This window comes from Gammaproteobacteria bacterium, from assembly GCA_033720895.1.
Classification (GTDB): Bacteria; Pseudomonadota; Gammaproteobacteria; order Natronospirales; family JAJUFS01; genus JAWWBS01.
The window spans coordinates 1-25,912 of the sequence record JAWWBS010000009.1; the positions used below are offsets into that span (position 1 = coordinate 1).

A 25,912-nucleotide genomic window follows, 5' to 3' on the forward strand; every position below is an offset into this window, starting at 1 on the left:
AGGGGCTGGAGCCGCCGCCTGCTTTCGAAATGTTCGCGGAAGCCGACCATTTCTTTCATGGCAAGCTCAACAGCTTGCGTGAAGCCATTGTCACGCATGCTCCGGCATGACCTCGAAATCCTGAAATCACGAATGGAGCAAAAACTGATGTTGCGTAACGCAATGCTCGCCATGCTGCTGTGCTGTCCGCTGCTGGTACAGGCAGATGATCTCGATGCGATCGGCACGCTGGACCAGTCCCAGTTCGATCTGCTCAACGAAGACCTGACCGCGCTGGTTTCCTACAAGGGCCTGCAGCCTGCCGAGCCATACGGCATTGTTGGTTTCGATGTCGGCGTGGAGTTCAGCTCGGTGACCATCGCGAACGAGTCCATCTGGGGACTGGCCAGCGGGGACAGCACGTCGAACCTGGCGCTGGCCAGGCTGAGCGTGAACAAGGGCCTGCCACTGGGATTCGATGTCGGCGCATTCCTGGCCAAGGCGCCGTCGACCAATGTCGATATCGTTGGCGCGCAACTGCGCTATGCGCTGGTCGAAGGTGGCATCGCCACGCCGGCCGTGGGGCTGCGGGTCAGCACGACGCGTCTCGAGGGCGTGGACGAGCTGGCGCTCAACACGCGCTCGCTGGACCTTTCCATCTCCAAGGGCTTCGGACCGTTCACACCGTATGCCGGCGTCGGACGCGTGTGGGGCGATGCCAGCCCGGCAGCATCCACAGGCCTGGTGGACAGCGAAGCCGGCCTGACCCGGCAATACGTCGGCGCACGTTTTTCGCTGTTGGCATTGCAGCTGGCGGTCGAGGCCGACAAGGTCGGTGACAGCGAATCCTATTCCCTGAAGTTCAGCTTCGGATTCTGAAATGCTGGACCTGGTGAGACACTTGCTGGGGGAGCAGTCGACCGCAAAGGTCGAGCCGGGTCACGAGCTGGACATGGCGATTGCCATCCTGCTGATCGAAGTGGCCCGGGCCGACAAGGAAGAGCACCCCGCCGAAATGGACGTCGTCCGTCGCTTGCTGAGTACGCGTTTCAACCTGAATGACGAGGAGCGCGGCGAGTTGATGGCTCGCGCCGGTCGCGAAGCGGAACACATGGTTTCCCTGCAGGGCTTCACCCGACAGCTGGTGGATGCGTTGAGCGAGTCGCAACGCGGCGAGATCATCGGCCAGCTCTGGCAGGTGGCATTGTCCGATGGCAGCCTGGATCCGGAGGAAGAGCTGCTGGTCAGGCGGATTGCAGATCTTCTCTACGTGCGACATTCGGAATTCATACGCCAGAAACACCTGGCCGAGCAGTACCTCGAAAAATGAAAAAAAACCGGGGCAGTGCCCCGGTTTCTTCATGCGCGATACCTGTTGCCAGGCGACGGGCATCAGACCATGTCTTTCAGGCCCTTCAGCGGCAGGACCTTGACGGCCTTGCGTGCCGGCTTCGCCTTGAAGACGGTCTCTTCACCGGTGAACGGGTTGATGCCCTTGCGCGCCTTGGTGGCGGGCTTCTTGATGACCTTGATCTTCATCAGGCCCGGCACGGTGAACAGGCCCGGACCACGGCGACCGACGTTCTTCTTGATCTGGCCGTTCAGTGCTTCGAAGACCGACGCAACTTCTTTCTTGGTCAGGCCGGTTTCGTCAGCGATGTTGCTGAAGATTTCCGACTTGGTTGGCGGCTTCTGTGCAGCAGCAGTCTTCTTTGCAGTCTTCTTCTTCGCAGCAGCTTTTTTCTTGGCAGCCATCTGGTTGAGCTCCTCAGGTTGAATGGTTCGAGAAAAACCCCCGCCGTTTTTCTTGATAAAGCGAAAGTTCCGGCAAGAAAAATATCACAAGTGAAAACACAGGTGTGACGTTTTTTACCTGTATTTGCAGGGTAATCCGCATCTTGCGAATTACCCCGCAATTTCAGAAAGGCTGGATCACTCGGTAAAGAACTGCTGCTGGAAGGAGATGCTGTAACTCTCGCCGGACCCCTCGGGCGTGACGGTGATGTCGAAACGCAGGGTCTCGCCATTGGAAACGCTGACTTCACCAATGTAGTAAATGGCTGCGTAATCCCCGGTTTCCTCGACCTTGCGGAGGTTCAGGTCCTTGACCTGGCCAGTCAGGTTGCTTGCCACCACCTTGACCTTGCCGGGAACGGATATGCCGGTGGTGCCCGGGACGTCCTTGGTGATCGAGATGTTCAGCATGGCGCGGCTCTTGCTGCGTACGATGCCGTAGGCGGAAGCCACGTCGGCCGCGAGGCGATCGGTAGCAATGGCATTGTAGTGAACGCGGTAGTCACCGAAGTCCTCGGTGCCACCCGAGACGGCAACGCCCGGTACGAGCAGGGCGGCCAGGAATACGACGAGCGAACGGAATTTCGACATGGTGACATCCTCCGGGTTGATGCGCCTGGCCCTTTCCGAGGAGATGGATGGGCCGGTCTCTGAAACTATAGACCACGCTTTTTTGACAAGAATTTCAAGTCTGTTCGATACAACTGGGGTAGCGGGCTGGCGATTTTATGCGCACTCGCTTCAGGCGGGTGTTGCTGCCGCGCTCCAGGGTGACCTGGCCGACCGGTACGCCGAATTCGCCGGCCAGCCAGCGCAGCAGTGCCGCATTGGCCTTGCCATCAACGGGCGTGGCAGCCAGGCGCACCTTCAACGCATCACCGAACCGGCCTGCCCAGGCGGTTTCTTTTGCCCGGGGCTGGACCTTGAGCCGCAGCAACAGGTCGTCGCGCTCCAGGGACCAGGGTGCTTCCTCGCTCAACGCAGGATGCCGGGCAGGGGCACCAGGTAGCTCAGGAACTGCAGGAGGATGAACGCGAACAGTGGCGAAAGGTCGAAGCCGCCCAGTGGCGGAATCAACTTGCGAAACGGACGCAGCAAGGGCTCGTTGATGCTCCACAGCGGGCCCATCAGGGGGTGCACGCCACCACTCGATACCCACGACAGGATCACCTGCAGGATCAGAGTGAGGAAATACAGTTGCAGGGTCACGAGCAGCAGTTTGAGGAGCCCGAACCAGAACAGCATGGCCGGGGCAATCCCGGCACCGGCGATCAGCAGGATGATCGCGATGGTCAGCAGGCAGAAGACATAGGCCAGCACCAGCGAGGCGATGTCGATGCCGCGGAATCCCGGAATGATGCGCCGCAGGGGGCTCAGCAGCGGGCTCGTGACCTTGACCGTGAATTGCGACAGTGGATTGTAGAAATCGACGCGCCGCAACTGCATGACGAAGCGCAGCATGATCACCATGGTGTAGAGACTCAACAATGTCCCGACCAGGAAGATGATTGCGCCCGTGAGGTTGCTGCCCATGTTTATGCGTCCTTCTCGCTGGCTTCGATTTCGCGGGACAGTTCAGCCGAGCGTTCACAGGCCGCTCGAACCGCGTTACGGAAGATGTCGGCAAAATCGTGTTCGGCAAGGTGATTCAAGGCAGCAGCGGTGGTTCCCCCCGGAGAGGTCACGCGCTCGCGCAACACGCCGGGGTCCTCGGTGGATTCCAGTGCCATGCGCGCTGCGCCATAGGCGGTCTGCAACGCCATGAGGTGGGCGGTTTCGTGCGGCAGCCCGAGTTCTTCGCCAGCCTTCTGGAGTTGCTCGATCAGCAGGAAGAAATAGGCCGGCCCGCTGCCGGAAACGGCGGTGATGGCATCCAGCTGCTTTTCGTCTTCGACCCAGCGTACGATGCCGACCGAGCGGAGAATGGATTCCGCCTTCTCCCGCTGGGCTTCGCTGACCGCGTCATTGGCAAACAGCGCCGTTGCGCCGCAGCGCAGCAAGGCCGGCGTGTTCGGCATGGTTCGCACGATGGCAGCACCGCCACCGAGGCCGTTGTTGATCAGTGCTTCGGTGATGCCGGCCGCGATCGAGATGATCATCGGCTTGTTGCTGCGTACCGCATCGACAATCGAGAACAGCACGTCACCCATGATCTGCGGCTTGACGGCCAGCACGATGACATCGGCTGCCGCAGTGGCTGCGGCATTGTCCGGTGTCACGTGGATGCCGAAGCTTTCTTCGAGACTGTCGAGCGTGTCCTTTTGCGGGTCGGCCGCCCAGATCTGCTCCGGCGGACAGCCGCCGGCAATCAGTCCGCCGATCAGGCTGCGGGCCATGTTGCCGCCGCCGATGAATGCAATCGTGGTGTCCTGCATCATTGTTAGAGAGTCCCGTGTCCAAGAAATGGTCGCGCCCGGAACGGCGCCGAGCTGCAAGGATAACTCGGGGCTTCCGCTCGGGTCATCCTTGCAGGTCGACCCGCGGTCAGAACCGCGATCAGACCCTTGGGCCGAAAATCGCCGTGCCGATTCTCAGCATGGTGCTGCCGCCGGCGATTGCCGAATCGAGGTCGTTGGTCATGCCGATCGACAGGGTGTCCATGGAATAGCCATCGGTGTTCAGTTGCCGCATGCAGGCATCCAGTTCCTCGGCGCTGCCGCGCTGCCGGCCCTTGTCTTCCGATGCGGCCGGTATGGCCATCAGGCCGCGCAGGCGAAGATTGCGGCAGCCCGAGATGAAGTCGGCGAGCGGTGTGATTTCATCCATCATCACGCCGGCTTTCTGGGGTTCCGCATCGACATTGACCTGGATGAGGACGTTCAGCGGCGCCAGCGCCGCCGGACGCTGCTCGTCGAGACGACGCGCGATCTTGATCCGGTCGATCGTCTGCACCCAATCGAAGTGCTCGGCGATCTCGCGGGTCTTGTTGGACTGGATGGCGCCGATGAAATGCCAGCGGACGTCCAGTCCGGCTTCCCGGGCCTGGCGGATCTTGTCGATGGCTTCCTGCAGGTAGTTTTCGCCGAAATCCCGCTGTCCCAGTGCACAGGCCTCCTCGATGGCGGAATACGGCTTGGTCTTGCTGACGGCCACCAGCCGGATTTCGTCCTTATCACGGTCGGCAGCCCGCGCAGCGGCTACTATTTGCTCATGTACGGCTTGCAGGCGCTTGGCAAGGTCTGTCATGTTGCCTCGGTAGTCGGTTAGCTATACTTTAAACAGCATTCCAGAGCGATTGCCCTGCGGCAAGGCGCCGGAAGCAAACCATCAGCACCAGGGGAACCCGATGGCCGTCGATATCGCGCAACTGCTTGCCTTTGGCGTCAAGAATGGCGCTTCTGACCTCCACCTGTCCGCCGGCGTCCCACCGATGATTCGCGTGGACGGCGAGATACGCAAGATCAACATGCCGATGCTGGAGCATTCGGATGTCCATGACATGGTCTACGACATCATGAATGACAAGCAGCGCAAGGATTACGAGGAATTCCTGGAGTGTGACTTCTCCTTCGAAATCCCCGGGCTGGCGCGCTTCCGTGTCAATGCCTTCAACCAGAACCGCGGTGCCGGCGCCGTGTTCCGAACCATTCCCTCGGAAATCCTGACCCTCGAACAGCTGAACGCGCCGAAGATCTTCGAGGACATTGCCAAAACGCCGCGCGGCATCGTGCTGGTCACCGGGCCGACAGGTTCCGGCAAGTCCACCACGCTGGCGGCCATGATCAACTACATCAACGAAAACGATGCCGGTCACATCCTCACCATCGAGGATCCGATCGAATTCGTGCACCAGACCAAGAAGTCGCTGATCAACCAGCGCGAGGTGCATCGCGACACGCTCGGATTCAACGAAGCGCTGCGCTCGGCACTGCGTGAAGACCCCGACGTGATCCTGGTGGGCGAAATGCGTGACCTGGAAACGATTCGCCTGGCACTGTCCGGCGCGGAAACCGGTCACCTCGTGTTCGGCACCCTGCATACCAGCTCCGCCGCCAAGACCATCGACCGTATCGTCGACGTGTTCCCGGCAGCCGAGAAGGACATGGTGCGTGCCATGTTGTCCGAATCGTTGCGCGCGGTGATTTCGCAGACGCTTTTGAAGAAGGTCGGTGGCGGTCGTGTGGCCGCGCACGAGATCATGATCGGCACGCCGGCCATCCGGAACCTGATTCGCGAAGCCAAGATTGCGCAGATGTATTCCGCCATCCAGACCGGTCAGGCCGTGGGCATGCAGACGCTGGACCAGTGCCTGCAGGACCTGCTCAAGAAGGGCATGATCACCAAGGAAGATGCCCGTTCGAAGGCGGCCAACAAGGAAACCTTCATGTAATGTTCGCGAGCGCCGGCCTTGTTGCCAGGTGCTGCTGACGGAGAAACACCATGGAACGCGATCAAGCCATCAAATTCATGCAGGACCTGCTGCGGGCGATGAAGTCCAAGGACGGATCCGACCTTTTCATCACGGCGGGCTTCCCGCCGGCCATGAAAATCGATGGCCAGATGACGCCCGTGACCGACAAGCCCTTGTCGGCGGACCAGGCTGCGATCCTGGTACGCGCGATCATGAATGATCGCCAGACCAAGGAGTTCGATTCGACCAAGGAATGCAACTTCGCCATCAGCCCGCAGGGTATCGGCCGCTTTCGCGTCAACGCGTTCGTGCAGCAGGGCCGCGCCGGTTGCGTGCTGCGTACCATCACCACCGACATTCCCGACTTCGACGAGCTCAAATTGCCGATTGTCCTGAAGGATGTGGTCCTGTCGAAGCGTGGCCTGGTCATTGTCGTGGGTGGCACCGGCTCCGGTAAATCGACGTCGCTGGCTGCCATGCTCGGCGTGCGCAACAAGGAAACCCGCGGCCATATCATCACCATCGAAGACCCGGTCGAGTATGTGCATCCGCATCGTGGCTGCCTGATCACCCAGCGCGAAGTCGGTGTGGATACGGAAGACTGGCATGCAGCGCTGAAGAACACGTTGCGCCAGGCGCCGGATGTCATCCTGATCGGCGAGATTCGCGATCGCGACACCATGGAATATGCCGTGCAGTTTGCGGAAACCGGCCACCTCTGCCTGTCGACCCTGCACGCCAACAGCGCCAACCAGGCGCTTGATCGCATCATCAACCTGTTCCCTGAAGAACGCCGCGAGCAGTTGTTGATGGACCTGTCGTTGAACCTGAAGGCCATCGTTTCCCAGCGTCTCATTCCGCATATCAGTGGCAAGGGACGTTCTGCAGCTCTCGAGATCATGCTGAATTCACCGCTGATTGCGGACCTGATCTTCAAAGGCGAGGTTGCGCAGATCAAGGAGATCATGTCCAAGTCCAACGAGCTGGGCATGCAGACCTTCGACCAGGCCCTGTTCAATCTTTACGAGGCTGGCGAGATCTCCTACGAAGAGGCGATTCGCAATGCAGACTCGCAGAACGAGCTGCGCCTCCGGATCAAGCTCGAAAGCAAGAGCACCAAGCAGCCGGGCAAGGATGACGAATCGTCCTTGCAGTTGATCGAGGAAGACAAGGGCAACCGGCTCTGATCACCCGGAACTCGCCGCAACAGCAAGGATTTGAGCGGACATGAACATTTCCCAACTACTCAAGCTGATGGTCGAGAAGAACGCTTCCGACCTGTACTTCACTGCCAATGCGCCGGTGAAGATCAAGATCGAGGGCAAGGCGGTATCGGTCGGCAAGACGGTGCTGGATGCGGACACCGTCCGGAAGTCGGCCTACGGCATCATGGATGACGATCAGATCCAGTTCTTCGAATCCAACCTGGAGATCGACTTCGCGATTTCCGAGGAAGGTGTCGGCCGCTTCCGCGTCAATGTCTTTCAGCAGCGCGGCCAGGTGGCCATGGTGCTGCGCTACATTCCGTCCGAGGTGCCGACGCTGGCGTCGCTGAAAATGCCCGAGGTGCTCAAGGACCTGATCATGCACAAGCGCGGCCTGTTGCTGATGGTGGGTGCAACCGGATCAGGCAAGTCGACCACGCTGTCGGCGATGCTCAATCACCGCAACGAGAACACCTCCGGGCACATCCTCACCATCGAGGACCCGATCGAATTCACCCATCCGAACAAGAACTGCATCGTCAACCAGCGCGAAGTCGGCCAGGACACCCATTCGTATCACAACGCCCTGAAAAGCTCGCTGCGCGAAGCACCTGACGTCATCCTGATCGGCGAGATCCGCGATCGCGAAACCATGGAAGCGGCGCTGGAACTGTCCGGCACCGGCCACCTCGCTATCTCGACCCTGCATGCGAACAATGCCAACCAGACCATGGATCGCATCGTGAACATGTTCCCGGAGCAGTTGCACAAGCAGTTGTTCATGGACCTGTCGCTGAACCTGCGCGGCATCATTTCGCAGCGCCTGGTGTCCTCCAAGGATGGCAAGCGCGTGGCTGCCGTCGAAATCATGCTGAACACGCCGCACATCGCTGACCTCATCCTCAAGGGCAAGATCGACGAGGTGAAGGAAGCCATGCAGGAGAGCCCCGAGAAGGGCATGCAGACATTCGATGACTCGCTTTATGAACTTTATCAGTCGGGCAAGATCGAACTGGAAGAAGCGCTGCGGAACGCCGACTCCAGAGCCAACCTGGAGGCCAAGATCAATTTCGGCTGAACCGGCACGTCCGTGGCGGGGAGCGAGAATTCAATCGAATGGGACGGAATGCCATGAAAAAAGCATTGATCTTCCTGGTTCTGCTGTCGGGCGTCGCACATGCAGGGGAGGAGTCGCAGAGCGACTTCACGATTTCCTACATGGACATCGCCATCACCTACGATGCCGAGTACATCAATGCACGGGGTACCTATTTCCCGGCACTGACCTACGATCACACGGCCGTGATGATCGGGTTTTCGCGGCGCACCAACGAGTACGTTTCCCTCGATTTCCGGATAGGCAAGGCCGACAGCGACACGGCGACGGTCACGGGCGAATACGAGGGTGTCTACGAGAACGATCTTGGTGAAGTTGTTGCGGCGAATGCGCGTTTCCGCTGGCCGCTGGCACCCTGGTTCGAGCCCTATGGCCTGGTCGGCTTTACGCAGTGGCGGGGTGACAGGCAATTGACCGGCAGGACGTTCGGTGTCGGCGTCGGAGCGCGGTTTGGTGCATTCAGCCTCAGGGTGGAGCGGCAGAACGTCGTTGCCGGGCGCAGCGATACCGACACGAATCTGCTGATCCTCGGGTACGCACTGTAGGGCAGTAGCTGCTGGCTCAGCGGGCAAATACCTTTTCGGCAGCAAACACCGGCCCGTCGACACAGACACGTTTCATTGCCGGCCCGTCGTCGGTCATGACCTTGACCACGCAGCCGGCACAGCCTCCTACGGCGCAAGCCATGTGCTCTTCCAGCGAGACTTCGCAGGGGATGCCGTAATCGGCAGCCAGTCCTGCGACTGCTTTCAGCATGGGTGTGGGGCCGCAGCTGTAAATGGCGACTTCCGATTTCTGCTCTTCATCCAGCGAATCCAGCCAGTGGGCGGCAAGCTCCGTGACATAGCCGTCGAAGCAGCCGGCATAGCCTTGCAGGCTGGCCAGTCGCGACGGAATGTTCCAGTCATCCATCAGCGGCATGCCGCCGATCACGCCGTCCGGCAGGCCGGGAACCATGATCTTCGATGGCTGGACCTTGAAGGGGAACGGTACTTCAGAGCCCATGATGACGAAGGGTTTCCAGCCAGTGGCCCTGTCCTTGCGAAGGGCGTCGGCAATGAACACCATCGGCGGGATGCCGACACCACCACCAATCAGCAGCGGACGGGGCCGTGCCGGATCCAGGTTGAACGGCACGCCGATCGGACCGAGCATCGAGAGCACGTCGCCAACCTTGCGCTTCGCCAGCAAGCGAGTACCTTCGCCGATGGCCTTGTAGAGCATCTCCACCCAGCCATCTTCCGGTGAAACGCGCATGATCGACATCGGTCGACGCATGGGCAGGGCCGGGTCGCAGGACAGGTGCACGAAGCTGCCTGGCCTTGCCCGGGCGGCGCACTTGGGTGCACGCACGCGCAGCACATGCTGGTCCCCATCGAACGCCCGGTGTTCGAGCACTTCGGCATCCTCGACAAAAATGGTGCCGCGGTGCGAATGATCCATTCCGATATCTCCTGAATCCTGGTTCAAGCCGGACGTCCGGCCAGCAGGGTTTCGATGACGGCCATGCGCACGGCAACACCGTTTTCGACCTGCTTCCAAATGACGGCCTGTCGACCATCTGCGACCGCATCGCTGATTTCCACGCCGCGATTCATCGGCCCGGGATGCATGACCAGGGCGTCCTTGCGCGCCAGCTGAAGGCGGCGCTCGTCGAGACCGTAGCGGGTGACGTACTCCGAGGCATCCGGAATATTGCCGGCTGTCATGCGTTCTTTCTGGATGCGCAGCATCATCACGACATCGCAGTCGCGAATGCCGGCGTCCATGTCGGTGTAGCGTTCGCCTGGCAGGTCGGCTTCCGGCAGCAGGGCATCCGGTCCAACCAGGCGCAGCTCGCCCATGCCCAGTTGCGAAAACACGTGCACCGCCGAGCGCGCCACGCGCGAGTGTTTCAGGTCACCGACAATCGCCATGTGCAACTGGCTGAAATCGGCATGCCGTTGCCGCACCGTCAGGGCATCCAGCAGTCCCTGGGTCGGGTGATTCAGGTGCGCCTCGCCCGCATTGAGAATCGCCGTGTCCGGCAGGGCCTCTGCCAGCATGGCATGCACGCCGGCTTCCTTGTGCCGAATGACCAATGCATCGGCGCCCATGGCGGCGAGTGTCCTGGCCGTGTCGAGCAGGGTCTCGCCCTTGCTGGTGGAAGAAGTGTCGAGATCCAGGTTCAGTACGTGGCAGCCAAGTCGCTGGGCAGCGAGGTCGAAGGAGGCGCGCGTGCGAGTGCTGGGTTCGAAGAACAGGTTGGCCACGGTGCGGCCACGGCAATGCGCTGCCGGTGCAGCACCTTGCTGCAAAGCGGCCGCTCGCTCCAGCAAGTCCGAGATCCGGGCGGCGCCGAGGCCGTCAAGCGTCAACAAATGTGCGAGTCTTCCGTTCTGGTCAATCTGCGGCATGCGTGTCCTGTCCTTCCTTTGCCAGCCAGCTCTCCAGGATGATGCAGGCGGCGGCACTGTCGATGTCGCCCTTGGCTACGCGCTTGCGGCTTCCTGCCTGGCGCAGTTCCTTGAGGCGTTGCTCGGCCTCGGCCGAGCTCAGTCGCTCGTCAACCAGGTGAACCGGCATTTGAAAGCGCCCCGCCAGTCGGCGACTGAATTTTTCGGCGCGGTCGGTCATGTCCTGCCGCGAGCCGTCGAGATTATACGGCAGACCCACCAGCAGTGCGCGCGGCTGCCACTCGGCCAGCATCGTGCCAATGGCATCCCAGTCGGGAATGCCATCCCGCGCGGCAAGCGTCGTGAGAGGAGATGCCGTTGCCGTGAGCGCATTTCCGACGGCGACACCGATGCGCCGCAGGCCATGGTCGAAGGCCAGAATCGGTCGCGAGTCGAGAGGGGTGTCAGGCATGGCCGCTGTTGCTGGACAGCAGGCGGGGGTCGATGCCGATCAGCTTGGCTGCCTCCAGCCAGCGACGTGCTGGCGGGGTCTTGAACAGGATGTCGGTGCTCGCTGGCGCCGACAGCCAGGCATTGTCCTGCATTTCCTGCTCGAGCTGGCCTGCTGACCAGCCCGCATAACCCAGTGCGAAAATCACGTCCGCCGGGCCGCGACCTTCGCCGAGTGCTGCCAGGATGTCCTTGGACGTAGTCACCGAGATCTCCGGTGTCACCTGCAAGGACGACTCCCATTCGCCGCGTGGTCGATGCAGGATGAAGCCGCGCTCTTCCAGCACCGGTCCACCCGCATAGACCGGTTGCTGCTCCGCAGGCAGGCCGGTGTGATTGATGTCGAGCTGCTCCAGCACGTCACCCAGGCTGATTTCCATCGGTCGATTGATCACGATGCCCATGGCGCCCTCGGCGCCGTGCTCGCAAATGTAGGTGACGGATTGCGAAAAATTCGGGTCATCCATGCTGGGCATGGCGATCAGGAAGTGATTGGTCAGGTCGAGATGCGGTGATTCCATGCGGCCAGTATCGGCCTTTCGGCCGGCACCCTCAAGCTGGCCCGGCGAGCAAGCGTCAGCGGGATGCCCGGACGCTGCCCCCGGCGTCGGTGCCAAAGCGCCACTCGTAGACGAAGCGCAATACATCGGCCTCGGCTCGCATCTCGGTACTGAACGGCGCAAAGGGGGAGGCGGTGCGCAGGATGTCGAGGGCTGCCGCGTCCATCTCGGGGAAGCCGGAACGCCGCTTTACCTCGAGGTCGCGGATGGTGCCATCGGCATTCAGCACAACTTCCATGACCAGGCTGCCCTGCTTGTCGCGAATGGCTGCCGGGTAGTTGCTGTTGCCCACTTTCTCGACCCGCTGGCGCCAGTCGTCGAGGTAGCGCGCATAGATCGATTCACGGGTGTTGACGGCGATGAATTTTTCGCGCGGATTGTCCGCGTAGGCGCGCGGACGCTGACTGGTCTCGTTCACCGGCTCGGAAACATCCAGCCCCGGTGTCATCAGCCGGGCGATCAGCAAGCGCTGCTCGGCGGGTGCCGGCGCCTCGGCGGCCATGGCTGCCTGCAGCGGGCTTTCACCGGTCGTGGTGATGGCGCGCTCGCCGCCATCCTGGCGCAGGTCCCGCTCATCGGTTTCCGGGGCGTCGTCGGCCAGCCGCTCCTCGAGGCGGTTCTCCACGTCCATGCCGTCGGGCAGTCCTTCCAGCGCCATGGTGTCCGGGCTGCTCATGGCCGATTCGGGCCGAACGCGCTCGGTGGTATTGCCGGACCCCTGCTGGCTCTGGTCCGACAGGTAGTCAGCCTCCTCGGGAATATCGCTGCGGCGAGTCTGTACCAGTGTGATTTCGAGAGTGTTGCCGTCGGCGACCGCGGGCTCCTCGCCGGTGAACGTGACGCCGAGGATCACCATGCCGTGAATCATGATGGCGAAGAACAGCGTCGTAACCAGGCGCTCGGCCGAGGAAATCTTCGCTGCCTGGGGCAGGAATTCTTTCATGGCCACCTGTTTCAACCCGCGTGTCCTCCAGCGCCGGTCGGCGCGATCCGTTCCATGCGATCCAGCAATTTCGCCGCCAGTATACCGGTTGCCAGGCCACTCAGCAGTGCTGCCAGCAACAACAGTGGCAACAGGTTCAACAGTGCGGTATGGGGAATGAACACGCTCCATGCCAACAGGAACTGGGCTGTCATGTGCGCCAGGGCAGCCAGCACGGCGAGGCCGATGGGCCCCAGCAGGCGCCGCGGAACCTGCACGCCGGCGACCAGTACCGCGAGACTCGCCAGTGCTCCGGCCAGGCTCAACATGAACGTTGGTGTCATGAATGTGCCGATCACGAGACTTCCGACCAGGACCCGCAGCAGCGAGACCTGGATGCCGACCGAGATGCCATGCCGCAGCAGTGCCAGCAGCACGATGATGTTCGCCAGTCCCGGCTTGACCCCGGGCAGGGGCGAGGGAATGCCGGCCTCCAGTACATGCACGGCGATGGCAATGGCGGCATAGCCGGCAATGACCCGGTCGCGGGCCGTGAATCGTTCGGGCTGGTGGCCGGATTCCTGCATGGATCAGAACGCGAGAGCATCGATGTCGGCGTCTGCGCCTTGCAGCGAAACGCTGACCCGGTTGGGCAGGCAGGCGACGGTAGCGCCGGCGCTGGTCAGCCAGCCCCGCTTGATGCAGAGCTTCTGGCGGCAGGGCGAGGAGACGATTCGCGCTCGGCCGCCGTCGACCTCGATGCTTGTCGTACCGAGTGGTCCCTCGATATCGAGCCGGGTTTCCTGCCAGGCAGGAAGGTCGAGCGGACCATGGCTGTGGCTGACGATATGGACCGAGTCGATCCGGTCGTTACTGTAAATGCCGACGGCAAGGCCCAGCACCAGCCCGGCACCGGCGAGCACGACCAGCACGTCGCCGGGCCGCCACATCAGTCGACCACCGTGATGGCAGCCATGCTGTCGGTCGCGAGTGTCACGCGGGTGGCCATGGCAGCGGTCATTTCGATATCGCCGCTGGCGTCGACCCGCAGCACCTGGTGTACGTCCAGCTGTCGGGCCGTGTTCAGCCAGGCATCCGGTCCGGCGATGAAAATGGCGGTTGCCGCCGCATCGGCGACGGCCGCGTCGGCATGAATCACGGTGACCGAGTGCGTTCCCGTCGCGGGCATGCCGGTCGCCGGATCGAGAATGTGGTGGTAACGCGCAGCCTCCCATTCAAAGGCCCGCTCGTAGTCCCCCGACGTGAAAATGGCCTCGCGGCCCTGGCTTTCGATAACGGCGAGCACGCCGTCACCGCGCGTTTCCCGGATACCGACCCGCCATGGCCGCCCGGCGGCGCTGCCCAGGACCACCAGGTCGCCTCCCGCGTTGACGATACTGTTGTCAATGCCACTGGTTTGCAGGGCATCGGCGGCGCGGTCGACGGCCAGTCCTTTTGCAAACGCGCCCATGTCCAGCCATAGGGCCGGGTTGTTGCTGCGCCAGCAGCCTGCCGGTGTTTGCTCCAGGTCGTTCATGTTCGGCAATTCGGCCAGCAGGGCTTGCAGGCTGGCCGGGTCTGGCGGGGGTGCTGGCGGGCGCTCGTCACGATGAAATTGCCAGGCTTCCACCAGCCGCCCGATGGCGGGATTGAAGCGCTGGCCCGACCTGACCGCCAGTTCGCGGGCCTTGCGGACCCCGTCTTCCATGGCTTCCGACAGGGTCACGCACTCGCCGGCCGCCAGCGACTGATTGAGGGTGGCCAGGTCGGCAGCTTGCTTGAGCGCATTCGGCCAGGCTCTCCAGCGGGCATCTTCCTCGAGAAGCGCGGCTTCTGCCGCATCGAAAGCAGCCACGTGGTCAGCCTGGCCGGGATACGCAGTGAGATCGACCAGGGTGCCGAGGGCGAAGAGTTGCCGACGCTCGGGCTGTGGAGCTTGCTGGCATGCCAGTAGCAGGCTGGCCAGCAAGGCCAGGCAGGTGGCCTGGATCCATGCGCTTCTCATGGCAGCCGTTGCTCGATGGCATCGAACAGCAGTGCCGCAATGTTGGCATCGTATTGTGCGTCGAGTTCTCGCACGCAGGTCGGGCTGGTGACGTTGATTTCAGTCAGGTAGTCACCGATCACATCCAGCCCCACGAACAGCAGGCCCTGCTCCTTTGCCCATGCCGACACCTCGCTGCAGATCCAGCGGTCACGCTCGGTCAGCGGCACCCCTTCGCCGCGACCGCCAGCGGCCAGGTTGCCGCGCGATTCGCCTTCGGCGGGAATGCGCGCCAGGGCATGGTCGAAGGGCTCCCCGTCCACCAGCAGGATGCGCTTGTCACCTGCCGCAATCTCCGGAATGAAGCGCTGCGCCATGATCTGCCGGGTTTCGTTCCGCGTGATCGATTCGAAAATCATGCTGGTGTTGGGGTCACCCGGGCGCACCACGAAGACCTCGGCGCCACCCATGCCGTCTAGCGGCTTGACCACGATGTGCTCCTGCTCGGCGAGGAAGGCTCTCAGCCGGCCGATGCTGCGGGTGACCAGGGTGGGCGCGCAGCACTGCGGAAACTGCGTGATGGCCAGCTTTTCGTTGACATCGCGCAGGCTGCGTGGCCGGTTCACGACCAGCGCGCCGTCGCGCTCGGCTTGCTCGAGAATGTGGGTGGCGTAGAAAAATTCCAGGTCAAAGGGCGGATCCTTGCGCATCAGGATGACATCGAAGTCGCCCAGCGGCAGTTCGCGATGGTCACCCCGATCGAACCAGTCGTCGGTGCTGTCACGCACTGCCAGAGACGCGGCCTGCCCGAAAGCCTTGCCATCGCGCAGGTAAAGACCGCCCAGCTCAAGGTATTCCAGGGTCCAGTCGCGCCGAGTCGCTTCCAGGAGGAAGGCAAGGGTTGTGTCCTTGTAGGGGGTGATGTGCTCGATGGGGTCCATCACCACCGCAAGGCGCTTCTTCTGGCTTGACATGCTGCTATTGCTCCCGGGTGGCAGAGATTTTTCGCCGCTTGGCGTCTTTGCTTGTATTTCAATAGATTAAGCGAATAACTTGTGCTAAAAGCTCAAATATGACACGAATGCCGATACGAAATACAGGCGCAGCGTATCGTGCATAAGGCTTTGATTGGCAACCCGTTGCCATTCCGTTATGTTAAGCCATCTATGTACTGATGCGTCCGCTGCAGAGCGATGATGCTTGGTGCGCGGACAAGGTTAGGGGATTTTTGGAGGTCCTGGTGGGGAGCGAAGCGCAAGAATCCGGACTGGATGGTCTGAAAGTGCTCGTCATTGACGACTCCAAGACCATTCGGCGTACTGCCGAAACACTGCTCAAGAAGGAAGGCTGTGAAGTCGTGACCGCCGTCGATGGATTCGAGGCGCTGGCGATGATCGCCGACCACCGGCCGGACATCATTTTCGTGGACATCATGATGCCGCGACTTGATGGCTACCAGACGTGCGCATTGATCAAGCATAACGCCATGTTCAAGTCGACGCCGGTAATCATGTTGTCTTCCAAGGATGGACTGTTCGACCGTGCGCGCGGGCGCATTGTCGGATCCGAGCAGTACCTGACCAAGCCGTTCACCAAGGACGAGCTGCTTGGAGCGATTCAGAATCATGTCAAGAAGTCGGCGTGATTCCCTGGATATATAAAGAAACAAATTCGATTGGAGGAAACCAAGATGGCCCTTGTACTCATCGTTGATGATTCACCTACCGAAGTCCACGTGCTGAAAACGCACCTGGAGAAGAACGGTTTCGAGACGGTCATCGCAGAGGATGGCGAGACTGGTTTGAAGGTGGCGAAGGAAGCCAAGCCGGACCTGATCGTGATGGATGTCGTCATGCCCGGCATGAGCGGCTTCCAGACGACCCGTCAGCTGGCAAAGGATGCCGAGACACAGAACATCCCGGTTGTCATTGTCACGACCAAGGATCAGGAAACCGACAAGGTCTGGGGTATGCGCCAGGGTGCATACGACTACCTGGTCAAGCCGGTGACCGAGAAGCAGCTGGTCGACAAGGTCAACGAGGCACTGGCCTCGAAGGGCTGACCAGGGGCGCTGGCAGATGACGGAAACGGCAAGCTCACTCACGGCACTTCGCGACCAGCCCTTCGAGTTGCTGGTTGCGCTGGAGCAGCGCTGCATCAAGGCGGCGGCTGGTCGTGGCCTGGAAACCGGCGCTGCCACCGACTGGGTGGGCGTCGGTTTTCGCGTGGGCGAGCACCTGTTTGTCAGCGAACGCCGTGAAGTACGCGAGATCATGACTTATCCCGGTGCCACCAAGGTGCCGGGCAGCAAGGACTGGCTGAAGGGGCTCGCCAATGTCCGTGGCCAGCTGCTGCCGATCATCGATCTGCAGCAATTTTTCGGTGGTCAGGAATCATTGCCGGGACGCAACACCCGCGTGATTTCAGTCAACCACGAAGACATTCCTGCCGGCCTGATGGTCGACGAAGTCAGGGGCTTTCGCCGTTTCGATCAAGGTGATTTGAATAACAAGGTATCAGGCCTGGAATCCGCGCTGACACCTTTTGTTACGGGCAGCTTCGAGCGTGGCTCGGAGACCTGGTATGTGATGGATTTCGGGCGTCTGGTTGAAAGCCAGACATTTTTGCAGGCTGCCGACTGAGAATGAAGTGTGCACTGTATGCGCGCGGTAGCGATTGGGTATTTGTTTTTTAGGGTGGGATGAATCATGTCTACGACGCAGGCGAGATCCAGAACCTTTGGTGTCATCCTGACGGTGATTACCGTTCTGGGTGTGGGTGGCGCGTTCTTTGTCTATTTCAACATCGCGCTCAACTCGAACGCTGAAGATCGTTTCATGCAGATGCTTTCGGAAGTCGGCTCGGTGTCGCAGAACATTCCGGGCTCGGCGGAGGCGGCACTGCAGGGTGATCGTGATGCCTTCCAGACCTTGCAGACCAGTCGCGAGTCCTTCGAGCGGAACATCCGCCAGATGGTCGAAGGCGAGGGTGCCTGGGGCGGGGCCACCGGCGAACTGAAGGATGAAGTCCAGATCCTGGCAACCATCTGGTCGGGCCAGGTTCGCGATGCTGCGAGCGTCGTGCTGGCGGCCAAGGATTCGGCCAACGTTGCCAACGACAATCTCAACCAGGTCAACAATGACATGCCCGAGTTGCTGGCGCAGCTGGATGGCATTCTCAACACCTTGTCCACCGACGCTGCGCTGCAGAATCGTGGCACCTGGCTTTACCACCTGGGTCGCCAGGGTGCGTTCGGCCAGCGGCTGTTGCGTGACCTGAACACCCTGGTGCGTGGCGGCAGCAACATTGCCGTGGCGGCCAACCGCATTGACAGTGACAGCGCCTACTTTGCCCAGATCATGAATGCCATGTTCGATGGCGATCCGCAGTTCGGCCTGTCCCCGATCATCAACAGCACGGCTGGCGACGAAATTCGCGCGGCCAACACGCTCTACACGCGAATCAAGGGCGCTGTCGAGACGATCAATTCCCTGGGTGGCACGCTGGTTCAGGCGCATGCCGCCAAGGCCATGCTGATCTCGCAGCGGGACGACATGCTGACGGCGACGCGTACCATTCGTGCGACCTTCGCACGAGGCCAGGATGCGACCGTGTTCAAGCAGGAATACGGCTGGGTGGGTCTTGGTATCGGTCTTATCGCGTTCGTACTGCAGTTCTTCCTGTACACCGTCGCCTCGGATACGCGAAAGGCGGCCGAGCGCCAGGCGGAAGAGCAGGCCAAGAACCAGGAAGCAATTCTCCGCCTGCTGGACGAACTTGGCTCGCTGGCAGATGGTGACCTGACCGTCCAGGCAACGGTATCCGAGGACATCACGGGCGCCATCGCCGACTCCATCAACTTCGCAATCGAAGCGCTCCGTGACCTCGTATTGACCGTTAACGACACGGCACTCCGAGTCGATGCAGCCGCCCGCCAGACGCAGGCCACCGCATCGCACCTGGCAGACGCATCGGAAAACCAGACGGTGCAGATCAAGCAGGCTACTTCGCAGATTTCGACCATGGCGAAATCCATCGAGCAGGTGTCCGCCAATGCCGACCGGTCTACCCGAGTTGCGCAGCAGTCGGTGGAAATCGCGAACAAGGGCGGTGAAGCCGTGCGTCGCACGATCGACGGCATGAACAGCATTCGAGAAACCATTCAGGAAACATCGAAACGCATCAAGCGACTGGGTGAGTCGTCACAGGAAATTGGTGACATCGTGGAACTCATCAACGACATCGCCGAGCAGACGAACATCCTGGCACTTAACGCGGCAATTCAGGCATCGATGGCAGGCGAAGCCGGCCGAGGCTTCGCGGTCGTGGCCGACGAAGTCCAGCGCCTTGCAGAACGTTCCGCCAATGCAACACGCCAGATCGAAGCCCTGGTGAAAACCATTCAGACCGACACCAACGAAGCGGTCATCTCCATGGAGCAATCGACCGCGGGCGTGGTGAGCGGTGCGCAACTTGCCGAGAACGCAGGTTCCGCACTGGACGAGATCGTGAAGGTCTCCAACCACATCGCAACACTCATTCAATCCATCTCGGCAACCGCGCGCCAGCAGGCGACTGCAGCAACCGACGTGTCCCGGACCATGAACGTGATTCAGGAAATCACGACGCAGACCTCGGAAGGCACGCAGGCCACGGCGCGCAACATCGGTAAGCTGGCAACGCTGGCAACCGAGCTCCGGAAGTCGGTCGCCGGCTTCAAGCTGCCGAACATGGATGGTGGCGAGACCATGGTCATGACGGCCGAGATGCATGCCGAGCAGGACAAGATCGAAGCGCCATCGGACAACACCGAATGGCCGGCTGACGAAGACCAGGCAGAAGCAGAACAGAACGCTTGAGCGGCTGTATATCAAGTCCTTTTAGGGCAGGACGGAGCGCATGACGCAGGTAGCATCAGACTCGCTACTCTGGATCAAGACAGAGCTTGACAGCACCTTGCTGCGCGCAAGGCATGCGCTGGAAGCCTATGTCGAGAACCAGGACGACAAGCAGAAGCTTGAAGAGTGCCTGCTCGCGCTTCACCAGGTGCAGGGCACCCTGCGCATGGTGGAAGTCTATGGCGCTGCCATGCTTGCCCAGGAAATGGAGCAGGTCGCCAAGGCGCTGGTAGACGGCAAGGTCGAAGAGCCCGAGGACGCGTACGAAGTCCTGATGCGCGCCATGCTGCAATTGCCGGATTACCTGGAGCGCATTGTCAGCGGCCAGCGTGATCTTCCACTCGCCCTGCTTTCCCTTCTCAATGACCTGCGATCGGTACGCGGCGAAGCGCTGTTGTCCGAGTCCACTGTCTTCGCGCAGGGTCTCAGCGATCGTGGCAAGCAGACTATCGAAGCCCGCGACCAGCAGCCGCAGGGCGACATCAAGGAAATCGCCAGCAAGTTGCGCTCGAAATTCCAGCAGGCGCTGCTCGGCTGGTTCAAGTCCGGTGATGCGAAAACCCTGAAGCAGATTCAGGACATCACCGAGCAGTTCGAAATGGCGGCGACCTCGCCGATGAGTTTCCAGTTGTGGTGGGTGGTCAGTGGCACCATCGAGGCGCTGGTCGACGGCGGTATCGAAGCGAGTGTCAGCCTGAAGCAGATGCTTGGCCAGGTCGATCGCCAGATCAAGCGCGTCATCGACCAGGGCGAAGATGCGCTTGATGACGATCCGCCGTCCGAATTGATCAACAACCTGCTGTATTACGTCGGCAAGTCCGCGTCGACGGGCGAACGTGTCAGTGGCATCAAGGAAGCTTTCCGCCTTGGCGAGTTGCTGCCCAGCGACGAGGACATGAGCAGGGCCAGCCAGGACATGAGTGGCCCCAATGCAAGCCTGATGAAGACGGTGTCTGCCGCGATCAAGGAAGACCTGGCGCGGGTCAAGGACACGCTCGACATTTTCGTGCGCATGGGCAAGAACGATCCTGTCGAACTGACCGGACTGGCCGAGCTCATGAAGAAGGTGTCGGACACGCTCGGCGTGCTCGGTCTTGGCTCGCTGCGTGAGCGCATCGATGCGGATCGCCAGCTTCTCGACAAGATCATCGGTGGCACCCAGGAGCTGAATGAAAACATCCTGATGGACATCGCTGGCTCGCTGATTCGCGTCGAATCCAGCCTGGATGAGCGCATGGTCGAGACCGTCTTCCGCGAAAACAGCGCCACGCCGGGAGACGACGAGTCCCAGGGCCTGCGTGTCGAGGAAGCCGATTTCAACCAGGTATCGTCGGCGGTCATTCGCGAGTCGATCATCAACCTGGCGCGCGTCAAGGATGCCATTTCCGAATTCATCAAGTCGCCGACCAAGGACGAAATCCTGCGGCCGGTGCCGCCGTTGATTCACCAGATCCAGGCCGGTCTGCGATTGCTCGAAATCGAGCGCGCTGCCGACCTGCTCGAATCGGTCCGGCATTACATCCAGCAACGCATCTTCGGCAGTTCCGAGACCCCGTCCGATGCGGATCTTGACCGTTTTGCAGATGCCATTGTCAGCGTCGAGTTCTACCTCGAAACCGTACAACAGGGTCGCGGCTATCCGGAGTCGATGCTGGACAATGCCGAGAGCTGCGTGAAGGCCCTTGGCTTCCCGCTCGGCTACGTTCCCGACGACGCCGATAGCGACGATGCCGAACCCGAAGACAGCATTTCGCCTCCGCCGGAGCCCGCCAGGAAGCCCGAAGCCGCCGCCCCTGAGCCGGCTGCCAAGGCTCCGCCGGCGCCGGCCCCCGTCGAGCGATCGCATTCCATCGGTCCGCAGCCTGACGAGGTTGACCCGGAAATTGTCGAGATTTTCCTTGAGGAAAGCCGCGAGGAGCTGGCTTCCCTGCAGGAGCATTTCCCGCACTGGAAGAAAAACCCCGAGCACCAGGATTCCCTCAGCACCGTGCGCCGCTCCTTCCATACCTTGAAGGGCAGTGGCCGCATGGTCGGCGCGGAACTTATCGGCGAATTTGCCTGGTCGATCGAGAACATGCTCAACCGCGTCATCGACCAGACGATCTACCCGTCGGATGCGATGTTCGACCTGATCGAGTCGGTGATCGAGAAATTGCCGCAATTGATCGAGCAACTCGAAGTCGGAACCGAACCGGATTTCGATCCCTATGCACTGATGGAGCGTGCCAACGCTATCGCCAGCGGGCAGGAAGCCGAGTCCGGGGAAGAAAGCGAAATCGATCGCCAGAGCGCGACCATGGTTGATGCTGCGGAAGAAATCGGTGAAGCCGTCGAAGAGGCAACCGACCAGGCCCCGGCGATCGAGGAGCCCGTCGAAGAGGACGTGGAGGAAGACGTACCGCCGCCGGAGACCAGCACCGCGACTGGCAAGTTGCCAATGGACGAAGTGCTCTATGGCATCTTCAGCGCAGAGGCTTCGGCACTGGTCGACAAGATCGAGAATTACGTCGAGTCGGGCGAGGCGGCCACCGGAAAGGAAATCATCGATGACTTGTTGCGAGCCCTGCATACCTTGAATGGCAGTGCTGCCATGGCGGGCGCTCACAGCATTTCCGAGATGGTCGACCCGTTCGAGCAGTACCTCAAGATCCAGATCGAAAACCAGCAGCCGTTGCAGGCGGAAGACATTGCCCTGCTGCAGGAAATCATCGGCGTGGTGCGTCGCCAGGTCAGCTCGCTGGAAAAATCCTTCGAAGCAGTGGAAGGCCTGGAAAAGGCCACCACCAAGGGTCGCAAGCTGCTGATTGCCGCAACCGAAGCGCATGCATCGAGCAGCGAAACGGCAGGCGAGGCGACCAGCAAACCCTCTTCCCAGCCTGCGCCTGCACCTGCACCGCCAGCTCCGCCGCGGGAACTGAAAGTTGTCGATATCAACGAACTGGAGGATTTCGACGAGGAGCTGGCAGAGGTCTTCCTCGAGGAAGCCAGTGAAGTCCTGGAAGGTTCGGATGCTGCCCTCGAGCAGTGGAGCAACGCCCAGAACGATGTGGAACCGGTCGAGGAACTGCAACGATTGCTGCACACCCTGAAGGGTGGCGCACGCATGGCGGGCATCACCCCGATGGGCGACCTTGCGCACGAAATCGAGACCCTGATGGCCAAGGTGACGGACGGTCACTTGCCGGTATCCACTCGAATGTTCTCGCTGATGCAGCGTGCCATCGACCGACTGCATCGCATGAACGAGCAGGTGATGGGCAGGGCGCCGATCGTCGAAGCATCTGACCTTGTCGATGAATTCCATGCTTTGATGCGTGGCGAGGATGCGCCGGAGGGCGAGTCCTCGGTCGATGGAAGCGAGGCTGCCGCGCAGGCGCCGAGCCAATCTGCCGAAGCTGCAACGGAAGCCGCGGAACCGGAGCCGGAATCCACGGCGCAGCCGGAAATGGCTGTCAGCGACTTCGGCAAGCGTGAACGCCTGCCGGGCGAGCCGTTTGATCCCAAGATCCATTTCGATCGGCGCAACCAGAACCGTATCCAGCAGGAAGTGGTTCGAGTGCGCGCCGACCTTATCGAGAACCTGATCAACAACGCCGGTGAGGTGTCCATCTATCGCTCGCGTCTCGAGCAGCAGGTCAACACCATCGGCTTCAACCTCGCCGAGCTGGACCAGACAGTGGTTCGCTTGCGTGAGCAGCTCAGAAATCTCGAAATCGAAACCGAGGCACAGGTGTTGTCGCAGTGGGAAAAGGAAGGCCTCGAACGTACCGAGGAATTCGATCCACTGGAGATGGACCGCTATTCCACCCTGCAGCAGCTTTCCCGCGCACTAGCCGAGTCGGTTTCCGACCTTGTGTCCATCCAGGGCCTGCTCTTGAACCAGTCGCGCGAGGCGGAAACGCTGCTGCTGCAGCAGTCGCGGGTCAACACGGCGCTGCAGGACGGCCTCATGCGCACCCGCATGGTGCCGTTCTCCAAGCATGCCCAGCGCCTGCGCCGCATTGTCCGGCAAACGGCAGACGAAATTGGCAAGCAGGCAGAGCTGCAACTGTCTGGTGCAGAAGGTGAGATGGACCGCCAGATCCTCGAGCGTGTGCTGGCACCGCTCGAGCACATGATGCGCAACTCGGTGGTGCACGGCATCGAAAGTCCAGAGGTGCGCAAGAAGGCCGGCAAGCCCGAGCAAGGCACCGTCTACATCAACCTCACGCGAGAAGGTTCGGAAGTCGTGCTGCGCATCACTGATGATGGCGCAGGCCTCAACGTCGACGCCATTCGCAAGAAAGCCGAGAAACAGGGGCTGCTGCGCCCAGGTGCAAAGATTTCCGACAACGATGTAATGCAGTTCATCCTGGAATCCGGCTTTTCAACGGCCGAGGAAATCACCCAGGCCGCTGGTCGCGGTGTTGGTATGGACGTCGTGTACAGCGAAATCAAACAGCTGGGCGGATCACTGGTGATCGCTTCCCAGGCAGGCAAGGGTGCCGAGTTCGTCATTCGCCTGCCGTTCACCCTTGCGATTACCCAGGCGCTGATGGTGACGGTTGCCGACGATACGTTTGCGATTCCGCTGCCGACCATCGAAGGTATCGTGCGTCTGCCGCGCAAGGACGTGATGGCCTACTTCGATTCCGAAAACCCGAGCTTCAGCTACGGTGGCGACGAATACTCGCTGGAGCATCTGTCTGCCTTGCTGGGCATGGGCATTCCGAAGTTCCCGGAAGAGCTCGACACCATCCCGGTGCTGCTCGTGAAGGCGGGTGACCATAATTCGGCACTGGTGACCGAAGGCATGCAGGGCAGCCGTGAAATCGTCGTGAAATCGGTCGGTCCGCAGATTTCCTCGATTCGAGGAATCGCTGGCGCTACGCTGCTTGGCGATGGATCGATCCTTCTCATTCTCGATGCCGCCGGTCTCGTTCGCGCTGCTGCTGCTGCCAAGGCACAGGGTGCGATGCTGGATGCCGGCGAACGCGAGGAAGCGCAGGAAGACGAACGTACTTTGGCCATGGTGGTGGACGACTCCATCACCGTGCGCCGCGTCACGCAGCGCCTGCTGGAACGCTACGGCATGCGTGTGATCACGGCGAAAGATGGCGTTGATGCTCTCTCGGTCCTGCAGGAAAGCATCCCGGACGTAATGCTGCTTGATATCGAAATGCCACGCATGGACGGTTTCGAGCTGGCAACGCACATCCGCAATGATGACCGCCTGCAGGGAATACCGATCATCATGATCACGTCGCGTACCGGTGAGAAACACCGCAATCGTGCCATGGAAATCGGTGTCAACAAGTATCTCGGCAAGCCCTACCAGGAAGGCGAACTCGTCGAGCAGATCCAGTCACTGGTTGGAAAGTTCAACCCTGAACGCACACGCTGGGATTGATTGACTCATGCAGCAGGCCCTGAAAGAAGTCTACAGTTTGCTGATTCCCCTGCAGGGAAACCGCATTGTGCTGCCGCGTGCAGCGGTTGCGGAGGTAACCGGTTTCGTAAAACCGAAAGACCGGCCTGACAATGCGCCACCCTTCCTGCTCGGCTTCATGAACTGGCAGGGTCAGGATATTCCGATGATTTCCTACGAACTCGCCTGCGGCAAGAAAGCACCCGACATGGGTCGTCGTGCCCGCATCGCGATCGTGTTCGGCATCGATGACAAGCTCGAGCCGAATGCCTTTGCCGTTCTCACGCAAGGCTACCCCTACCTGGTTCGTGTCAATGCCGGCGTGTTGCACAAGGAAGAACTTGGCAGCGAAGACAAGCAGGGCCCGGTTCTTGCGCGGGTTCGCATGGCGAACGAAAGGCCTTTGATTCCTGATCTCGAAAGCCTCGAGCGCATGCTTGTCGCTGCGCTCGATGGCAAGAACGTCAAGGGCGATGCCGCAGTCGAGGAAGCTGGCAGCGCCGAGCCCGAAGACGAGCTGGCAGCCCTGGACCTGGGTGGCGAGGACGAATTCGAGGATGCCTTGCTCAACCAGGATTCGCTCGGCGAAGAGACCATGGAGGACATCGGCGCTGCGCTGGGACAGGATGATGACTCGTCCGGTGATGACGAAGAGACCGAGTTCGGTATTGAAATGGAAGGTATCGATTCCGAACTTGGCGAGGACGAATCCACAGACGAGTCCGGAGCAAAGAAAAAGGGCGATGAGGATGACGAGTTCGACATCGACCTGGACGATATAGAATTCGAAGGATTCGACGACGACTGATT

Annotated in this window: 27 protein-coding genes; 12 read left to right on the forward strand and 15 right to left on the reverse strand. The window is 60.9% G+C overall.

Annotation, left to right across the window (positions count from 1 at the left end):
• The first annotated feature begins 147 nt into the window (after window positions 1-147).
• Window positions 148-858, forward strand: a complete 711-nt coding sequence (locus tag R3217_02605) for a hypothetical protein (GenBank protein MDX1454324.1) — start codon at window positions 148-150, stop codon at window positions 856-858.
• Window position 859: 1 nt separating this feature from the next.
• Window positions 860-1,309: a TerB family tellurite resistance protein gene (locus tag R3217_02610; GenBank protein MDX1454325.1), complete on the forward strand. Its 450-nt coding sequence runs from the start codon at window positions 860-862 to the stop codon at window positions 1,307-1,309.
• Window positions 1,310-1,371: 62 nt separating this feature from the next.
• Here the strand turns inward: R3217_02610 and R3217_02615 are convergent, their stop codons facing one another.
• From R3217_02615 to R3217_02640, 6 genes are all read right to left on the reverse strand, one after another.
• Window positions 1,372-1,734 (reverse strand): HU family DNA-binding protein, encoded by a 363-nt coding sequence (locus R3217_02615; protein MDX1454326.1) that lies wholly within the window; start codon window positions 1,732-1,734, stop codon window positions 1,372-1,374.
• A gap of 177 nt (window positions 1,735-1,911) precedes the next feature.
• A complete protein-coding gene (locus R3217_02620) occupies window positions 1,912-2,364 on the reverse strand; it encodes a DUF4426 domain-containing protein (protein MDX1454327.1) in 453 nt (150 codons plus the stop codon).
• A 94-nt stretch (window positions 2,365-2,458) separates the two neighbouring features.
• The gene (locus R3217_02625; protein MDX1454328.1) at window positions 2,459-2,752 is read right to left on the reverse strand and encodes a DUF167 domain-containing protein; all 294 of its coding nucleotides are present in this window, start codon (window positions 2,750-2,752) and stop codon (window positions 2,459-2,461) included.
• A complete protein-coding gene (locus tag R3217_02630; GenBank protein ID MDX1454329.1) occupies window positions 2,749-3,306 on the reverse strand; it encodes a YggT family protein in 558 nt (185 codons plus the stop codon). Before R3217_02630 ends, R3217_02625 begins: the two co-directional genes overlap by 4 nt.
• A gap of 2 nt (window positions 3,307-3,308) precedes the next feature.
• Window positions 3,309-4,151, reverse strand: a complete 843-nt coding sequence (gene proC / locus R3217_02635) for a pyrroline-5-carboxylate reductase (protein MDX1454330.1) — start codon at window positions 4,149-4,151, stop codon at window positions 3,309-3,311.
• A 118-nt stretch (window positions 4,152-4,269) separates the two neighbouring features.
• Window positions 4,270-4,959 carry a YggS family pyridoxal phosphate-dependent enzyme gene (locus R3217_02640; GenBank protein ID MDX1454331.1) on the reverse strand — a complete coding sequence of 230 codons (690 nt, stop codon included), beginning with the start codon at window positions 4,957-4,959 and terminating at the stop codon, window positions 4,270-4,272.
• A 100-nt stretch (window positions 4,960-5,059) separates the two neighbouring features.
• Between R3217_02640 and R3217_02645 the strand changes: the two genes are divergently transcribed.
• Genes R3217_02645 through R3217_02660 form a run of 4 tightly spaced genes read left to right on the forward strand, consistent with a single transcriptional unit; the run spans window position 5,060 to window position 8,991 of the window.
• Window positions 5,060-6,103 carry a type IV pilus twitching motility protein PilT gene (locus tag R3217_02645; protein ID MDX1454332.1) on the forward strand — a complete coding sequence of 348 codons (1,044 nt, stop codon included), beginning with the start codon at window positions 5,060-5,062 and terminating at the stop codon, window positions 6,101-6,103.
• 50 nt (window positions 6,104-6,153) lie between these two features.
• Window positions 6,154-7,311: a PilT/PilU family type 4a pilus ATPase gene (locus R3217_02650; GenBank protein MDX1454333.1), complete on the forward strand. Its 1,158-nt coding sequence runs from the start codon at window positions 6,154-6,156 to the stop codon at window positions 7,309-7,311.
• 40 nt (window positions 7,312-7,351) lie between these two features.
• Window positions 7,352-8,407 carry a PilT/PilU family type 4a pilus ATPase gene (locus R3217_02655; protein ID MDX1454334.1) on the forward strand — a complete coding sequence of 352 codons (1,056 nt, stop codon included), beginning with the start codon at window positions 7,352-7,354 and terminating at the stop codon, window positions 8,405-8,407.
• Window positions 8,408-8,460: 53 nt separating this feature from the next.
• The gene (locus R3217_02660) at window positions 8,461-8,991 is read left to right on the forward strand and encodes a hypothetical protein (GenBank protein MDX1454335.1); all 531 of its coding nucleotides are present in this window, start codon (window positions 8,461-8,463) and stop codon (window positions 8,989-8,991) included.
• Window positions 8,992-9,007: 16 nt separating this feature from the next.
• On the opposite strand, the gene R3217_02665 is transcribed toward R3217_02660, so the two are convergent.
• From R3217_02665 to gshB, 9 genes are read right to left on the reverse strand one after another with little or no spacing between them, the layout of a single operon-like run.
• Entirely contained in the window at window positions 9,008-9,889 is an 882-nt protein-coding gene (locus tag R3217_02665; protein MDX1454336.1) for a dihydroorotate dehydrogenase electron transfer subunit, read from the reverse strand.
• A gap of 23 nt (window positions 9,890-9,912) precedes the next feature.
• Window positions 9,913-10,842 carry an aspartate carbamoyltransferase catalytic subunit gene (locus R3217_02670; protein MDX1454337.1) on the reverse strand — a complete coding sequence of 310 codons (930 nt, stop codon included), beginning with the start codon at window positions 10,840-10,842 and terminating at the stop codon, window positions 9,913-9,915.
• Window positions 10,829-11,293: a Holliday junction resolvase RuvX gene (gene ruvX, locus R3217_02675; protein MDX1454338.1), complete on the reverse strand. Its 465-nt coding sequence runs from the start codon at window positions 11,291-11,293 to the stop codon at window positions 10,829-10,831. Before ruvX ends, R3217_02670 begins: the two co-directional genes overlap by 14 nt.
• Entirely contained in the window at window positions 11,286-11,852 is a 567-nt protein-coding gene (locus tag R3217_02680) for a YqgE/AlgH family protein (GenBank protein ID MDX1454339.1), read from the reverse strand. Before R3217_02680 ends, ruvX begins: the two co-directional genes overlap by 8 nt.
• Before the next feature lie 55 nt (window positions 11,853-11,907).
• A complete protein-coding gene (locus R3217_02685) occupies window positions 11,908-12,834 on the reverse strand; it encodes a TonB family protein (GenBank protein MDX1454340.1) in 927 nt (308 codons plus the stop codon).
• An 11-nt stretch (window positions 12,835-12,845) separates the two neighbouring features.
• Window positions 12,846-13,400, reverse strand: coding sequence for a Gx transporter family protein (locus R3217_02690; GenBank protein MDX1454341.1), 555 nt, complete (start codon window positions 13,398-13,400; stop codon window positions 12,846-12,848).
• Between the two features lie 3 nt (window positions 13,401-13,403).
• Window positions 13,404-13,763: a NusG domain II-containing protein gene (locus R3217_02695; GenBank protein ID MDX1454342.1), complete on the reverse strand. Its 360-nt coding sequence runs from the start codon at window positions 13,761-13,763 to the stop codon at window positions 13,404-13,406.
• Window positions 13,763-14,818, reverse strand: a complete 1,056-nt coding sequence (locus R3217_02700) for an FAD:protein FMN transferase (GenBank protein ID MDX1454343.1) — start codon at window positions 14,816-14,818, stop codon at window positions 13,763-13,765. Before R3217_02700 ends, R3217_02695 begins: the two co-directional genes overlap by 1 nt.
• The gene (gene gshB / locus R3217_02705) at window positions 14,815-15,771 is read right to left on the reverse strand and encodes a glutathione synthase (GenBank protein MDX1454344.1); all 957 of its coding nucleotides are present in this window, start codon (window positions 15,769-15,771) and stop codon (window positions 14,815-14,817) included. The genes R3217_02700 and gshB overlap by 4 nt, the downstream gene beginning before the upstream one ends.
• A 263-nt stretch (window positions 15,772-16,034) precedes the next feature.
• On the opposite strand from gshB, the gene R3217_02710 reads away from it, so the two are divergent.
• The 6 genes from R3217_02710 (at window position 16,035) to R3217_02735 (ending at window position 25,910) form a co-directional block, all read left to right on the forward strand.
• Entirely contained in the window at window positions 16,035-16,442 is a 408-nt protein-coding gene (locus R3217_02710) for a response regulator (GenBank protein ID MDX1454345.1), read from the forward strand.
• Window positions 16,443-16,487: 45 nt separating this feature from the next.
• Window positions 16,488-16,859, forward strand: a complete 372-nt coding sequence (locus R3217_02715) for a response regulator (GenBank protein MDX1454346.1) — start codon at window positions 16,488-16,490, stop codon at window positions 16,857-16,859.
• A gap of 16 nt (window positions 16,860-16,875) precedes the next feature.
• Window positions 16,876-17,439 carry a chemotaxis protein CheW gene (locus R3217_02720; GenBank protein MDX1454347.1) on the forward strand — a complete coding sequence of 188 codons (564 nt, stop codon included), beginning with the start codon at window positions 16,876-16,878 and terminating at the stop codon, window positions 17,437-17,439.
• Window positions 17,440-17,505: 66 nt separating this feature from the next.
• Window positions 17,506-19,656 (forward strand): methyl-accepting chemotaxis protein, encoded by a 2,151-nt coding sequence (locus R3217_02725; protein ID MDX1454348.1) that lies wholly within the window; start codon window positions 17,506-17,508, stop codon window positions 19,654-19,656.
• A gap of 40 nt (window positions 19,657-19,696) precedes the next feature.
• Window positions 19,697-25,084 carry an Hpt domain-containing protein gene (locus R3217_02730; GenBank protein ID MDX1454349.1) on the forward strand — a complete coding sequence of 1,796 codons (5,388 nt, stop codon included), beginning with the start codon at window positions 19,697-19,699 and terminating at the stop codon, window positions 25,082-25,084.
• Window positions 25,085-25,091: 7 nt separating this feature from the next.
• Window positions 25,092-25,910, forward strand: coding sequence for a chemotaxis protein CheW (locus R3217_02735; protein ID MDX1454350.1), 819 nt, complete (start codon window positions 25,092-25,094; stop codon window positions 25,908-25,910).
• The last annotated feature ends 2 nt before the right edge of the window (window positions 25,911-25,912 follow it).

Coding starts and splice junctions, on each gene's coding strand:
- R3217_02605 (MDX1454324.1), top strand. CDS start 148: ATGTTGCGTAACGCAATGCTCGCCATGCTGCTGTGCTGTCCGCTGCTG.
- R3217_02610 (MDX1454325.1), top strand. CDS start 860: ATGCTGGACCTGGTGAGACACTTGCTGGGGGAGCAGTCGACCGCAAAG.
- R3217_02615 (MDX1454326.1), bottom strand. CDS start 1,734: ATGGCTGCCAAGAAAAAAGCTGCTGCGAAGAAGAAGACTGCAAAGAAG.
- R3217_02620 (MDX1454327.1), bottom strand. CDS start 2,364: ATGTCGAAATTCCGTTCGCTCGTCGTATTCCTGGCCGCCCTGCTCGTA.
- R3217_02630 (MDX1454329.1), bottom strand. CDS start 3,306: ATGGGCAGCAACCTCACGGGCGCAATCATCTTCCTGGTCGGGACATTG.
- proC (MDX1454330.1), bottom strand. CDS start 4,151: ATGATGCAGGACACCACGATTGCATTCATCGGCGGCGGCAACATGGCC.
- R3217_02640 (MDX1454331.1), bottom strand. CDS start 4,959: ATGACAGACCTTGCCAAGCGCCTGCAAGCCGTACATGAGCAAATAGTA.
- R3217_02645 (MDX1454332.1), top strand. CDS start 5,060: ATGGCCGTCGATATCGCGCAACTGCTTGCCTTTGGCGTCAAGAATGGC.
- R3217_02650 (MDX1454333.1), top strand. CDS start 6,154: ATGGAACGCGATCAAGCCATCAAATTCATGCAGGACCTGCTGCGGGCG.
- R3217_02655 (MDX1454334.1), top strand. CDS start 7,352: ATGAACATTTCCCAACTACTCAAGCTGATGGTCGAGAAGAACGCTTCC.
- R3217_02660 (MDX1454335.1), top strand. CDS start 8,461: ATGAAAAAAGCATTGATCTTCCTGGTTCTGCTGTCGGGCGTCGCACAT.
- R3217_02665 (MDX1454336.1), bottom strand. CDS start 9,889: ATGGATCATTCGCACCGCGGCACCATTTTTGTCGAGGATGCCGAAGTG.
- R3217_02670 (MDX1454337.1), bottom strand. CDS start 10,842: ATGCCGCAGATTGACCAGAACGGAAGACTCGCACATTTGTTGACGCTT.
- ruvX (MDX1454338.1), bottom strand. CDS start 11,293: ATGCCTGACACCCCTCTCGACTCGCGACCGATTCTGGCCTTCGACCAT.
- R3217_02680 (MDX1454339.1), bottom strand. CDS start 11,852: ATGGAATCACCGCATCTCGACCTGACCAATCACTTCCTGATCGCCATG.
- R3217_02685 (MDX1454340.1), bottom strand. CDS start 12,834: ATGAAAGAATTCCTGCCCCAGGCAGCGAAGATTTCCTCGGCCGAGCGC.
- R3217_02690 (MDX1454341.1), bottom strand. CDS start 13,400: ATGCAGGAATCCGGCCACCAGCCCGAACGATTCACGGCCCGCGACCGG.
- R3217_02695 (MDX1454342.1), bottom strand. CDS start 13,763: ATGTGGCGGCCCGGCGACGTGCTGGTCGTGCTCGCCGGTGCCGGGCTG.
- R3217_02700 (MDX1454343.1), bottom strand. CDS start 14,818: ATGAGAAGCGCATGGATCCAGGCCACCTGCCTGGCCTTGCTGGCCAGC.
- gshB (MDX1454344.1), bottom strand. CDS start 15,771: ATGTCAAGCCAGAAGAAGCGCCTTGCGGTGGTGATGGACCCCATCGAG.
- R3217_02715 (MDX1454346.1), top strand. CDS start 16,488: ATGGCCCTTGTACTCATCGTTGATGATTCACCTACCGAAGTCCACGTG.
- R3217_02720 (MDX1454347.1), top strand. CDS start 16,876: ATGACGGAAACGGCAAGCTCACTCACGGCACTTCGCGACCAGCCCTTC.
- R3217_02725 (MDX1454348.1), top strand. CDS start 17,506: ATGTCTACGACGCAGGCGAGATCCAGAACCTTTGGTGTCATCCTGACG.
- R3217_02730 (MDX1454349.1), top strand. CDS start 19,697: ATGACGCAGGTAGCATCAGACTCGCTACTCTGGATCAAGACAGAGCTT.
- R3217_02735 (MDX1454350.1), top strand. CDS start 25,092: ATGCAGCAGGCCCTGAAAGAAGTCTACAGTTTGCTGATTCCCCTGCAG.